Origin of the sequence: Arthrobacter caoxuetaonis, assembly GCF_023921125.1 — a bacterium.
GTDB lineage: Bacteria > Actinomycetota > Actinomycetes > Actinomycetales > Micrococcaceae > Arthrobacter_B > Arthrobacter_B caoxuetaonis.
The window spans coordinates 1,884,794-1,897,744 of sequence record NZ_CP099466.1 but is presented as its reverse complement, the minus strand read 5'-3'; the positions used below and the strand labels follow the sequence as shown (position 1 = coordinate 1,897,744).

Below are 12,951 nucleotides of genomic sequence, written 5' to 3'. Positions count from 1 at the left end.
AGCAGGGGTGCCGCGGGTCAGAGGGTGGACAGCAGCGCTTCCACCCGCTCATCCACGGCGGCGAACGGATCCTTGCACAGCACTGTCTGCTGGGCGCGGTCATTGAGCTTCAGGTGCACCCAGTCGACGGTGAAATCACGGTTGGCAGCTTTCGCCCGGCGGACAAAGTCGCCGCGCAGTTTGGCCCGGGTGCTTTGCGGCGGGACATCCACCGCTTCCTTGATGTCACTGTCGTCGACCACGCGCGCGGTTTCTCCGCGGGACTGCAGGAGGTAGAACAGTCCGCGCTTGCGGGAGATGTCGTGGTACGTGAGGTCGATCTGGGCCAGGCGCGGGGATCCCATGTCCAACCCTGAGCGCTCGGCGTAGCGGTCAACGATCTTCTTCTTGATGGCCCAGTCGATTTCGGTGTCGATCCCTGAGATGTCGCCGGTTTCGACAGCGTCCAGGGCGCGGCCCCACAGGTCGAGGATGCGCGGAACATACCGGTTGTGCGCACCGTTCGCGTCCACGAAGTCCGCAGCACGCTCCAGATAGATGTGCTGCAGCTCCAGGGCGGTCATGCTGGACCCGTTGGCCAGTTTCAGCGGGGCCGATCCGGTGAGGTCGTGGGAAATTTCCCGGATGCTGCGGATCGGATTCTCCAGCCTGAGGTCGCGCATGATCACGCCTGCCTCGATCATCCGCAGCATCAGGTCCACTGTCCCGACCTTGAGCATCGAGGTGGTCTCGGACATGTTGGAGTCGCCCGCAATGACGTGCAGGCGGCGGTAATGCTCGGCGTCGGCGTGGGGTTCATCGCGGGTATTGATGATCGGGCGCGAACGGGTCGTTGCGGAGGACACGCCTTCCCAGATGTGGTCGGCGCGCTGGGAGAACGCGTACAGGGAACCCGACTGTGTCTTCAGGACCTTTCCGGCCCCAACAAGCAGCTGCCGGGTGACCAGGAACGGGATCAGGATGTCGGCCAGGCGGGAGAATTCCAGGCGGCGGGGAATGAGGTAGTTCTCGTGGCTGCCGTAGGAGTTACCTGCGGAGTCAGTGTTGTTCTTGAAGAGGTAGACGCTCCCGTTGAATCCTTCTGCCTGCAGCCGTTCCTCCGCTTCGTCTACGAGGTCGTCGAGGATCAGTTCACCGGCCCGGTCATGGGCGATCAGCTGAGCCAGGTCGTCACATTCCGCCGTGGCGTATTCGGGATGCGATCCGACGTCGAGGTAGAGCCGGGATCCGTTGGTCAGGAAGACGTTCGATGACCTTCCCCAGCTGACTACCTTGCGGAAGAGGTAACGCGCCACTTCTTCCGGTGAAAGAGGCCGCGAATCCGGTCCCGAGTAGGCGATCCCGAATTCAGTTTCCACACCGAAGATCCTGCGGTCCATCAGTCTCCTTCCGCGCCGGCCAGCAAGCGGTCCAGCTCAACGGTTCCAATCCTGCGGAAAGCCCGGACAGTCCCCCGGGTAGAGAGCGGATCACGGTCCAGGACGGCGACCTCCAGAAGGCCGGCCCCCAGCAGCTCGGGCGGGGACGCCGGCGGTTCGCCGTTGGATCCCGCTTCTGGAGCAACCCGGGTGGAAGAGAGCGCCTTCACGGCCACTTCGATGGCCTGGCTGAAGGACGTGTCCGGAGACCAGGTCCGGGCCAGTGAATCGTTGACGATGTCCGCCTGCCCGCCCATGACCACGTAGTTGCTCTCGTCCGCGATCGAACCGTCAAATGTCAGGCGGTAAAGGTGGTCGCTGTACGGTTCGGTCCCTACTTCGGCGACCGCGAGTTCAACTTCGAACGGCTTGCCTTCGGTGGTGAAAACCGAACCGAGGCTCTGGGCATAGACGCTGGCCAGTCCCCGAGCGGAAACGTCCTCCCGGGCATAGGAATATCCCCGCACGTCGGCGTAGCGGACTCCGGCCTGCCGGAGGCTTTCGAACTCGTTGTACTTTCCCACCGCCGCAAAACCGATCCGGTCGTAGATCTCGCCGAGCTTGTGGAGGGAGGGCGACGGGTTCTCGGCGACGAGAGCTATGCCGTCACGGCAGGTGAGCACCACCACGGAACGGCCGCGGGCGATGCCTTTCCGGGCGAAATCCGCCCGGTCCTTCATGAGTTGCTCGGGCGATACGTAGAACTGCTGTGTCATCGCCTATGCCTCCAGCCCGGCGACTGAACGCCGTGCCACGAGCTCTTCGGCCATCTGGTGCAGTTCCCGCTCGGGAATCTCGCGGATTCCTGCGGCATTAACGATGTACACCACGGGCCACAGCTTCCGGACCAGGTCCGGGCCTCCGGTCGCGGAGTCGTCGTCGGCGGCATCGTAGAGGGACTCTACGGCAACACGCACGGCCTCCTCTTCATCCAGGCCAGGCCGCCAGAGCTTCTTCAGGGCCCCGCGTGCAAAGACGGAACCCGAGCCCACACTGTGGTGCTCGTATTCCTCGTACCGTCCGCCGGTGACGTCGTAGGAGAAGATCCGGCCCTCGTGACGGTCGGTGTCGTATCCGGCGAAAAGGGGAATGACCGCCAGGCCCTGCAGTGCCAGCGGAAGGTTCTGGCGGACCATGGCCGCGAGCCGGTTGGACTTGCCGTCCAGGCTCATGGGAGTGCCCTCGATCTTGTCGTAGTGCTCCAGCTCCACCTGGAACAACCGGATCATGTCCAGCGCGATCCCTGCCGTCCCGGCGATGCCGAGCACGGAGTAATTGTCCGCCGGAAAGACTTTGCGGATATGGCGGCTGGCGATCATGTTACCCATGGTTGCCCTCCGGTCCCCCGCCATCAGGACGCCGCCGGCGTAGGTCAGCGACACGATGGTCGTGGCCTGCGGGGCGGCTCCGGCTGCCGATCCTGCAGGTACGGACCCCAGCCGCCGCGCCGACGGAAGCAGGTCGGGATGGTGGCGGCTCAAGTGCTCACTGAACGATGAGCCGGCTGCCGCCGCGACCGCCTGTGCCGGGTCCGGTTGAGTCATCCGCTACTGACCGCCCTTCTGGATAAAGCCGCGGACAAACTCTTCTGCGTTGTTCTCCAGAACGCCGTCAATCTCGTCAAGAAGGTCGTCCACACCTTCGGTGTTGGCCGTCGACTGTTCGGCAGGTTCGGCTGCCGGCGGCGGTGTCACCTCATCAATTTCTTCCTGATCCTGGGGGCGGGATCCGGTGCTCTTTCTGTCCTGGGTTGCCATGACGCTGCCCTTTCCAGCTAGGTAGATGTGTCCTACGTCCTATGGTGCCACGGTAGGTTCCGGACCGGTCAGGAGCCTGGCCACAAAATCCTCCGCATCGGCAGAAACGTCGAAAAGCTCCCCGGTGAGCGCCTTCGTTCCGCGCAGCGGCTCACGGGTGGGAATGCGCTGGAGCCTGCGCCGGGAGGGAAGCTCAAAGATGATGGAATCCCAGCTGGCACCAATCACCTCGTCGGGGAACCTGGTAATGCACCGGCCGCGGAAATAGGCACGGGTGTCTTCGGGCGGCTGGGTTACCGCCGCTGCGATCTGCTCATCGGTCAGGATCCGTTCCATCTGGCCGCGGGCGGCGAGCCGGTAGTAGAGCCCCTTCTCCGGCCGCATGTCGGAGTACTGCAGGTCGATCAGGTTCAGCCGTGCATCATTCCAGGCCAACCCGTCCCGGTCCCGGTAGGCCTGCAGGAGTTTGAGCTTGGCCACCCAGTCCACCTGGGCCGACGCCGCCATCGGGTCCCTTTTAAGCATGCCGACCACAGACATCCACCGGTTCAGGATGTCCTCGGTCGCGGCGTCGGCGCCCCCGCCCGTCCGGGCATGGGCCGCTGCAGCTTCGAGATACATCTCCTGGAGGTCCAGTCCGGTCACCATCCGGCCGTCCTTCAGCTCAACGAGCTGCGTCAGTGAGGGATCGTGGCTGATGAGCTGCAGGGCACCCACCGGATCACGCAGTTCGACCGCCGGCACGGCGTCCGCTTCGATCAGGGACAGGACCGCCGACGTCGTTCCCACCTTGAGCAGGGCGGAAACTTCGCTGAGGTTGGCGTCGCCGATGATGACATGCAGCCTCCGGTACTTCTCCGCTACGGCATGGGGCTCGTCCCGGGTGTTGACGATCGGACGGCGGATCGTCGTCTCCAGTCCGACTTCGGTCTCGAAGAAGTCGGCCCGCTGACTCAGCTGGTAGCCCTGCCGCTGGTTGCTGGTGCCAATCCCGACGCGCCCGGAACCGCAGATCACCTGGCGCGAGGCGAAAAACGGGAGGAGCCCCGATACCAGCCGGCCAAACGGGACGCTTCGCGGGACCAGGTAGTTCTCATGGGCGCCGTAGGAGACACCCTTGCTGTCCGTGTTGTTCTTGTAGAGGAGCACAGGAGCAAAGCCCGGAGTGCGCGCAATGTGCCGCATGGCCGCCAGCACGACGGCGTCACCCGCCTTATCCCACAGCACCGCGTCATGGGGATTCGTTACCTCAGGCGAGGAATACTCCGGGTGCGCGTGGTCCACATAGAGCCGCGCGCCGTTTCCCAGCACCATGTTCATGAGCACGGTGCTGTCCTGGGTCTCGCCGTACAAGGCGGACGGACCTCCGCCTTCCATGGCGATCTGCTCGGCGTCCAGCACGGGCGGCGCGTCCGTCAGCTGTGTTGGATCCGCCGCAGTCCGGGGCACGGTATACCCGCGGGCATCGTTAAGCGGCGCCTCGTCCGTGTAGTCCCACCGGGTTCCGGAGAGGTTTCCCATTCCCGAACGCACGGTTGCGGCGTAGGCGTTGACGATCTGGCTGGAGAGGACGGTTGCGTTGGCGTTCGGCAGGGCGGGAGCGAGGACGCCGTACTCGGTCTCCGTCCCCATGACCCGTCGGACCGTCACAGATATTGTCCCGGGTTCGCCGCGGTCTCGATGGTACGGCCCGGCTCCTGACCGGCCTTGCCCTGGATGATCGTGCGGATGTACGTGATGCGCTCTCCCTTCTTGCCCGAGATCCGTGCCCAGTCATCGGGATTCGTGGTGTTGGGCATGTCCTCATGCTCGCGGAATTCGTCCACGACGGCGCGCATCAGGTGGTCGATCCTCAGTCCCCGCTGGCGCAGGGTGAGGAAATCCTTGATCGCGTACTTCTTCGCGCGGTCCACGACGTTCTGGATGACCGCGCCGGAGTTGAAGTCCTTGAAATAGAGCATCTCTGTGTCACCGTTGGCATAGGTCACCTCGAGGTACTCGTTGGACTTGTCCTCGGCGTACATCTTTTCCACGGTCCGCCGGATCATCTCCCGGACCGTGGCTACCGGATCGTAGCCGTGCTCTGCCAGGTCATCCCGGTGCAGAGGGAGATCCGGTGTGAGGTATTTGGCGAAGATCTCGGCAGCGCCCTCGGCATCCGGGCGCATGATCTTGATCTTCACGTCGAGGCGTCCGGGCCGCAGGATGGCGGGATCGATCATGTCCTCGCGGTTCGAGGCGCCGATGACAATCACGTTCTCAAGTTTCTCGACTCCGTCGATCTCGCTCAGCAGCTGCGGAACGATGGTGGTTTCGACGTCGGAGGAGACACCTGTGCCGCGGGTGCGGAACAGTGAGTCCATTTCGTCGAAAAAGACCACGACGGGGCTGCCGTCGGATCCCTTCTCCCGTGCCCGGGCGAAGATGAGCCGGATGTGCCGTTCGGTCTCGCCGACGTACTTGTCCAGCAGCTCCGGGCCTTTGATGTTCAGGAAGTAGCTGCGGGTTCCCGAGATGCCGGTCTGTTCCATGACCCGTGCGGCCAGCGAATGGGCCACTGCCTTGGCAATGAGGGTCTTGCCGCAGCCTGGAGGGCCGTAGAGCAGGATTCCCTTCGGAGCCTTCAACCCGTGTTCGCGGTAGAGGTCCGGATGCATGAAGGGCAGTTCGACGGCGTCGCGGATCGCTTCGATCTGCGGCCCCAGCCCGCCAATATCGGAATAGGAGATGTCCGGAACTTCCTCGAGGACAAGGTTCTCGACCTCGCTGCGGGGAATTTTCTCCAGTGCATAGCCGATCCGCGTATCCACCGTGAGGGCGTCTCCGACCCGGACCTTCTCTTCGACCAGGGGGCCGTTGAGCCGGACCACCCGCTCGTCGTCGGCCCGGCCCACCACCAGCGCCCGGTCACCGTCCAGGAGTTCCTGGACGGTGAAGAGCTCCCCTGCCTTCTCGAAGCCGAGGCCCGCAACCACCGTGAGTGATTCGTTCAGCAGGACTTCCTGGCCGGGCACGATCTGCCCGAGGTCCAGCAACGGACTCACCGCAACGCGGAGCTTCCGTCCCGACTGGATGATGTCCACGCTCTCCTGGACGGTGGCCGTGGTGGAAACCCCGGGCTCGGGTTCGGTCCGGCTGTTAACGGCGAGCACTGTTCCGAAGCTGAACGGAGTCGCGCCTTCCTTCTCCAGTGCGTCCTTGAGCCTGATGATCTCCGCCCTGGCCGTTTCCAGCATGGCAACCAGCCGGGCGTTGTTGTGGGTTAGGGCCGCCAGCTGGCGGTCAACGTTGCGCAGCTTGTCCCTCAGGACATTGAGCTGCCGCGATTCCGCGCTGGCTGTTCCGTACTCGCTGCGGGTACCTTCAACCCCGGTTCCACTGGTGTTTTCCGCGTCAACCATTCTCTGACCACCTTCACTGCTAAGGTCCCTTCGTTTGACGATAACGTAGCGGGGCCAGCAATACACCGGGCCAGGAGTCTTGTGTTTTGCGGCTAGGGCATTATGGGTCTTACTCCGGCCCGTGCTCTTCCTGGAAACGCTCGGCATTGAGCAGGGCACCGCGCTGCACGGTGGAGCTGGCATCCTTGGCCGCCCGGCGGAGTTTCTTGTCCGAGACTTCGCGTTCCCCCACTGCAGCGGGTGTCCAGGCGTTGAGATCCTCCTGGCTGAAGTCAGTCTTTGAGGCCCGGCGCTTGGCCACCAGTCCGGTGGCGCCTTCGGCAAGCCGGCGGGCGGACAGCAGGAAACCGGTGTGCGCAACCATCCGATGGTCGGGCCGGACAGCCAGTCCTTCCAGGTGCCAGCCGCGGACCATCGACTCCCAGCCTTCGGGTTCGGTGAAACGGCCATCTGCCCGGATGGCTTCCGCCGTGCGCGAAAGCTGGGTGACGGTGGCGACATAGGAGATCCACACGCCTCCCGGTGCCAGTACCGTGGCCACGGCGTCAGCGCATTCCCAGGGCGCCAGCATGTCCAGCACTACCCGGTCGACGCTTCCGGGCTCCTGGTTCTTGACGACTTCGTCCTGGAAATCACCCAGGGTGATGTCCCATGCGGGGTGCGGGCCGCCGAAGAAGGTCTCGACATTGCCGCGGGCAATGTCCGCGAACTCCGCGCGGCGTTCGTAGGAATGCAGGGAACCCTTGTCCCCCACGGCGCGCAGCAGGGAAATGCTCAGGGCACCGGAGCCAACTCCCGCTTCCACCACCCGGGCGCCGGGGTAGATGTCCGCCATGGTGACAATCTGTCCGGCGTCCTTGGGATAGACGACGGCGGCACCGCGCGGCATGGACAGCACGAAGTCGGACAGCAGCGGGCGCAGGACCTGGTACTGGTGCCCGGTGGTATTGGTGACGATCGTGCCCTCGGGAACTCCGATGATGCTTTCGTGCGGAAGGTAGCCCCGGTGCGTGTGGAAGGCACCACCTTCCGTAAGGGTGATCGTGTTCCGGCGCCCCTTTTCATCGGTGAGCTGGACGCGCTCGCCCGGACGCAGGGGGCCGCGGCGCATGTCCGCTCCGTGTGCTGCGGAGGAGGCGGGGGTACCCGGGTTGTTCATCTGTCACTGTCCTTCGTGTGTGGCTGGTCGATAGTCTCGGCGGAGTCAGCGTGCTGTTCCGCCCGGAGTCTTAGGGCCGGACGGTTTTCGGCCGGCGCCCGGTAATGGCGGCAACGACGGTGGCCTGCCGGAGCAGTCCCACCACCGTTCCTTCCTTGTCGATGACGGCGTACTCGCTGCCGGAGAGCTTGGAGAGGTACTGGATGAGTTCCTGGCCCGTAGCCGCGTTCGGTATGTAGGCACCGGGAGCCAGTGCGCGTGCCGCAGCATCCACCGGTGTCCCGGCGGCATATTCCGCCGGCACGGCGAAGAGTGCGCCGCTGTCGACGACGGCTTCCGGCCTGCCGGTTGCGGCAGTCACCACCAGTGCGGTGCCGGTCCCTGCCTCCGCGGCGATCCGCCGGGCTTCCAGGACCGACATACCGGTCGGCACCTGGCGCGCCGGTTCCATCAGGGCAGCAGCCGAAATGGCGGGAAGCCGCAGCCGCATCCTTGCGTTGGTGATCGCCGCAGAGGCGCCCATCCACAGGAAGCCGGAGACGAGTGCTGTCACGAGGACCAGGCTGAGCCCCGGAGTCCGGCCCTGGAGATAGGGCGGGATGAAGACTGCAGCAACCAGGGCAACCGCAATAATGCGCCCGGCCCAGCCTGCCGCCACAGTCCCCTTCTCCTGGACTCCGGTCACCTTCCAGACGATCGTTTCCACGATCCTGCCGCCGTCGAGGGGCAGGCCGGGAAGCACGTTGAATACGGCTACCAGGATGTTGGCCCAGACGAAGATGTCGGTAAGCAGCCAGGCCACTGTGCCGGGCTCCAGGAAAGGCAGGACGATGCGGCCGCACAGCGCCAGGACAAAGTTTGCCGCCGGGCCGGCCAGGGCCACGAGCAGTGACTTGCCGGGAGTGGCCCTTACGTCGCCGAACTGCGTGTGGCCGCCCCACAGTGTGAGCACGATCCTCGGCGTCGGCCATTTCCAGGCCTGTGCCGTCAGCGCATGCGCCAGCTCATGGACCAGGACGGACAGCAGGAGGAGAAGGGCATAGCCCAGGGCAACCGCATAGGGGGCGATTCCGCCAAGCTGCGGGAGCACACTGGCGACCCGGGGCCCGAACAGGAAAACGATCGCGGCCGCGATCACGAACCAGGACCAGGCCAGCGTTACCGGGACTCCCCCGATCCTCCCCAGGGAAATTCCTTCGCTGCGTTCCTTCTTCGGGGCATCCGGTCCCTGGGTCATTGTGCGCCTCCTGCCGAAAGGGCGGCGAGCTCCTGCAGGTCCGCCAGGCTCCGTCCGGCCAGGGTGTCCCATTGGATCCTGCCCTGATCAGGCGGGAACGGAACCATATGCGGAACAGCCAGGGCCGGGAGCCCTGCTTCCCGCGCGGAGGTATAACCGGGATAGGAGTCTTCGACCGCCAGGCAGCGGGACTTGGCCAGTCCGGGGAAAGCGGCGGAGAGCTGGTCGAAGGCAAGCTGATAGGGCTCGGGATGCGGTTTGCCGCGTGACACCATGTCCCCGCTGACGACGGACCTGAAGGTTCCCTCCGGCAGGGTCGACGCGATGAGGCGGGCCAGCGGACCGGTGGACATGGTGACCAGGGCGCACGGGATGTCCTCCGCAGCCAGCTCCTCCAGCAGTTCGCGCGCTCCCGGACGCCAGGGGACCTCCTGCTGCAGGTGCCGGGCAACTTCGCCGGCGAGGGCCGCGATGACGCCCTCGACGGGCAGTGCTACGCCGGCCTGCTGCAGCCGGCGTGCGGAATAGTCAAGGGCCTGGCCGATGAGTTCCTCGGCGTCATCGTCCGTCCACGTGCCCCCGTGGGCAGCGACAAGGTCCTTCTCGGCCTGGATCCAGTACGGTTCGGTGTCGACGATGGTTCCGTCCATGTCCCAGAGCACCGCCTGCAGCACGGACGCGGAGCCGCCGGGCAGGACAGGAACACCAGGGAGGGACATAAGCCCAGTCTACGTGGCGGCTGCCATCTTCCTCGCCCCGGCTGCTCCTTGGTCGGCGCGTGGGACTGACAGTGCGGTGCGGTGGGCATAAGGTGAATCTGTGAGTAATTCGGATAAGTCCCCAGCCGCCGGCCTGCAGGATTTTTTCGGCGGCACGGGTGAGCGGGTGACCGTGATGCTGGCAGCTTTCGAAGGGTGGAACGACGCCGGAGAGGCAGCCAGTGATGCCTTGAACTTCCTGTCCCTCTACTGGGACAGCGAAAAGATCGCCGGCATCGATGCGGATGAGTACTACGATTTCCAGTTCACGCGCCCGGCGATCGAGCGCAGCGCGTCCGGCCAGCGCCGGATTAAATGGCCTACAACGCGCATTTCCCGTGCCGAAGTTCCGGGTACCAACATCGACCTGATCCTGGTGACGGGTGTTGAACCGTCCTACAAGTGGCGTGCCTACACGGCGGAGCTGATCGGCCTGGCCAGGGAACTGGACGTGGACTGCATTGTGCTGGCCGGCGCCCTCCTGGCCGACGTGCCGCACACCCGGCCCATACCGGTCACCGCCACGTGCGAAGAAGAGGACCTGGGCGAGCACCTGGGTGTTGAGGCCTCGCAGTACGAAGGGCCCATCGGCATTGTGGGTGTCCTCGCCGAAGTAGCCACGCTTGCCGATATACCCACACTCTCGCTCTGGGCCGCTGTTCCGCACTACGTTGGACAGCCGCCGTCGCCGAAGGCGCAGCTGGCGCTGCTGCACAGGATCGAAGAGCTCCTGCAGATTCCGATCGACACTTCGGTCCTGACCGAAGAGGCCGAGGCATGGGAGCGCGGTGTGGACGAGCTCGCCACTGAAGACCCCGAGATTGCGGCCTACGTCCGCCAGCTCGAAGAGGCCAAGGACACTGCTGAGCTCCCCGAAGCCACCGGCGAGTCGATCGCCCGTGAGTTCGAGCGCTACCTCAAGCGCCGTCGCCGGGACTGAGCCGGCCGGCGCGGAGCACTGCGGCCCTGCGCTCCGTAAGGGGCCCTAGCGGAGAGTGATGCCCAGCAGGGCATCGAACGCTGCGGCCGCAAGGCCGGCTCCGGCACTGCTCCCTGCAGGCGGAGTGCCGGGTGCGTCCAGCAGGGCGGATGCCCACTCGTCTGCCGCGGCAAGGGCGGCGGGGGCATTCAGGTCGTCGGCAAGCGATGACCTGAACTGTGCCAGCAGGTTCGCAGCTGCTCCTTCGCTGGTTAGCTCCAGCGCCTGGCGGTAGCGGCGGAGCCGTTCCTGGGCACGCCCCAGGTCATCGGCAGTCCAGAACCAGTCGGAGCGGTAGTGGTGTCCGGCAAGGGTAGTCCGGATAGCGGCCGGTTCGATGCCGTCGGCGCGCAGCCGGGAGACCAGGACCAGGTTCCCCAGGGACTTGCTCATCTTTTCGCCGTCCAGCCCCACCATGCCGGCATGGGCGTAGTGCCGTGCCAGCGGCTCGCCGGAACAGGCGTAGGCATGGCCGGCGCTCATTTCGTGGTGGGGGAAGATCAGGTCCGATCCCCCGGCCTGGACCGTGAACGGTGCCGGCAGGAACCGGCGGGCTATGACCGAACACTCGATGTGCCAGCCGGGGCGTCCGTCGCCCAGGCGTCCCCCTGGCCACAGCGGCTCGTTCGGCCGGGCTAGGCGCCAGAGCAGGGCATCGAGCGGGTGGCGTTTTCCGGGACGATCCGGATCACCGCCGCGCTCTGCAAAGACCGGAAGCATTGCTTCCGCCGTGAGCCCGGATACCTGCCCGAGCCACCAGGCATCGGGTCCGTCGGCTTCGAGTTCCTGGGCGGCCTCAACCGAGAAATACACGTCGCCGCCGGGCTCGGAGCCGTGCGCCGGTACCCGGTAGGCGATGCCGCGGTCCAGCAGTTCTTCGACCACGGGGACAATCCATTCGATGGACTCCACGGCGCCGATGTAGCTGCGGGGTGCCAGGACGTTCAGCGCTTCCATGTCTTCCCGGAAGAGCTGGGTCTGTTCCTTGGCCAGGACCGTCCAGTCCACGCCGGTGGCCGCGGCACGCTCGAGCAGCGGGTCGTCGACGTCGGTGACGTTCTGGACGTAGTTCACGGTGTGTCCCGCATCCCGCCACTGGCGGTTCAGCAGGTCGAACGCAACGTAGGTTGCAGCGTGCCCCATGTGGGTGGCGTCGTAGGGGGTGATGCCGCAGACATAGAGTCCGGCCTCCTCGCCGGGCTGGACGGCAACCGTCCTGCGCTGGGCAGTATCAAAGAGAACGAGTTCCGGGGACTTGCCGGGCAGGTCGGGAAGGGGGCGGGATTTCCAGGCGATCACAGGTCAACTCTACTTACTTGGACGGGGGGAACACATTCGTAAAGCGGGCCGGCTGCGGCGCTTAGGGCTGCAGCACTCCAAACCCGAGTGCAACGTAGATCGCCACGCCCAGGCCGATGCGGTACCAGACGAACAAGCGATAGCTGCGCGTGGAAACGTAGCGGAGGAACCATCCGATGATGATGAAGCCCACAACGAAGGCCACCCCTGTGGCGACAGCGGTCTCGGCGCCGCTGTAAGGGCCGGTTTCTCCCCATGATTTGGCGAGCTGGTACAGGCCGCTGCCGAAAACCGCGGGAATGGCCAGCAGGAAGGCATAGCGCGCGGCGGCCTCCCGGGTGTATCCCATCAGCAGCCCGGCGGTAATCGTGCCGCCGGAACGGGACACGCCGGGGACGAGCGCCAGGGCCTGGGCAAAACCGTAGAAGATGCCGTGCTTGTACGTCAGCTGGTCCAGGGTCCGCTGCTGCTTTCCCACGGTGTCTGCGATGGCCAGGATGATGCCAAAGACGATCAGCATGGTCGCCACGAGCCAGAGGCTGCGGAACGTGCTTTCGATCTGGTCCTGGAACAGCAGGCCGAGGACGGCGATGGGCAGCGAACCAACGATGATCAGCCACCCCATCCGGGCGTCCGGATCGGAACGGGGTACGCGGCCGGCCAGCGAACCGAACCAGGCCTTGACGATCCGGACGATGTCTTTCCAGAAATAGACAACGACGGCGGTCTCCGTGCCGAGCTGGGTAATAGCCGTAAACGCGGCGCCGGGATCCTGGGCCCCGGGCAGCAGTTCACCGGCGATCCGCAGGTGCGCACTGGATGAGATGGGCAGGAATTCGGTCAGTCCTTGAAGGAAACCGAGGAATATCGCTTCGAACCAATTCACCCTACGACTCTAGGGCACGCGCAAGCCCCCGCATGGCAGGCCTGCCGGGCTAGCGGT

General features: G+C 65.2%; 12 protein-coding genes. 1 reads left to right on the top strand and 11 read right to left on the bottom strand.

The features are described 5' to 3' along the window. Nucleotides 1-17 precede the first annotated feature (17 nt). The 9 genes from pafA to NF551_RS08615 form a co-directional block, all read right to left on the bottom strand. Entirely contained in the window at nucleotides 18-1,379 is a 1,362-nt protein-coding gene (gene pafA / locus NF551_RS08655) for a Pup--protein ligase (protein WP_227896655.1), read from the bottom strand. Next, entirely contained in the window at nucleotides 1,379-2,134 is a 756-nt protein-coding gene (gene prcA / locus NF551_RS08650) for a proteasome subunit alpha (protein WP_227896656.1), read from the bottom strand. Before prcA ends, pafA begins: the two co-directional genes overlap by 1 nt. A gap of 3 nt (nucleotides 2,135-2,137) precedes the next feature. Continuing rightward, nucleotides 2,138-2,962 carry a proteasome subunit beta gene (prcB, locus tag NF551_RS08645; RefSeq protein WP_227896657.1) on the bottom strand — a complete coding sequence of 275 codons (825 nt, stop codon included), beginning with the start codon at nucleotides 2,960-2,962 and terminating at the stop codon, nucleotides 2,138-2,140. 3 nt (nucleotides 2,963-2,965) lie between these two features. Next, nucleotides 2,966-3,175, bottom strand: a complete 210-nt coding sequence (locus tag NF551_RS08640) for a ubiquitin-like protein Pup (RefSeq protein ID WP_227896658.1) — start codon at nucleotides 3,173-3,175, stop codon at nucleotides 2,966-2,968. A gap of 39 nt (nucleotides 3,176-3,214) precedes the next feature. Then, nucleotides 3,215-4,807: a depupylase/deamidase Dop gene (gene dop, locus NF551_RS08635; protein WP_227896659.1), complete on the bottom strand. Its 1,593-nt coding sequence runs from the start codon at nucleotides 4,805-4,807 to the stop codon at nucleotides 3,215-3,217. A 14-nt stretch (nucleotides 4,808-4,821) separates the two neighbouring features. Then, on the bottom strand, nucleotides 4,822-6,576 hold the full coding sequence (gene arc / locus NF551_RS08630; protein WP_227896661.1) for a proteasome ATPase: 1,755 nt from the start codon (nucleotides 6,574-6,576) through the stop codon (nucleotides 4,822-4,824). Between the two features lie 109 nt (nucleotides 6,577-6,685). Continuing rightward, complete coding sequence (locus tag NF551_RS08625; RefSeq protein ID WP_227896662.1) at nucleotides 6,686-7,735, bottom strand: tRNA (adenine-N1)-methyltransferase; 1,050 nt, start codon at nucleotides 7,733-7,735, stop codon at nucleotides 6,686-6,688. A gap of 70 nt (nucleotides 7,736-7,805) precedes the next feature. Then, on the bottom strand, nucleotides 7,806-8,972 hold the full coding sequence (locus NF551_RS08620) for a site-2 protease family protein (protein WP_227896663.1): 1,167 nt from the start codon (nucleotides 8,970-8,972) through the stop codon (nucleotides 7,806-7,808). Continuing rightward, nucleotides 8,969-9,691: an HAD family hydrolase gene (locus tag NF551_RS08615; RefSeq protein ID WP_227896666.1), complete on the bottom strand. Its 723-nt coding sequence runs from the start codon at nucleotides 9,689-9,691 to the stop codon at nucleotides 8,969-8,971. The genes NF551_RS08620 and NF551_RS08615 overlap by 4 nt, the downstream gene beginning before the upstream one ends. A gap of 100 nt (nucleotides 9,692-9,791) precedes the next feature. Between NF551_RS08615 and NF551_RS08610 the strand changes: the two genes are divergently transcribed. Further along, nucleotides 9,792-10,670: a PAC2 family protein gene (locus tag NF551_RS08610; protein WP_227896668.1), complete on the top strand. Its 879-nt coding sequence runs from the start codon at nucleotides 9,792-9,794 to the stop codon at nucleotides 10,668-10,670. 45 nt (nucleotides 10,671-10,715) lie between these two features. On the opposite strand, the gene mshC is transcribed toward NF551_RS08610, so the two are convergent. Beyond that, a complete protein-coding gene (mshC, locus tag NF551_RS08605) occupies nucleotides 10,716-12,008 on the bottom strand; it encodes a cysteine--1-D-myo-inosityl 2-amino-2-deoxy-alpha-D-glucopyranoside ligase (protein WP_227896669.1) in 1,293 nt (430 codons plus the stop codon). 61 nt (nucleotides 12,009-12,069) lie between these two features. After that, on the bottom strand, nucleotides 12,070-12,894 hold the full coding sequence (locus NF551_RS08600) for an undecaprenyl-diphosphate phosphatase (protein WP_227896670.1): 825 nt from the start codon (nucleotides 12,892-12,894) through the stop codon (nucleotides 12,070-12,072). Nucleotides 12,895-12,951: the final 57 nt, after the last annotated feature.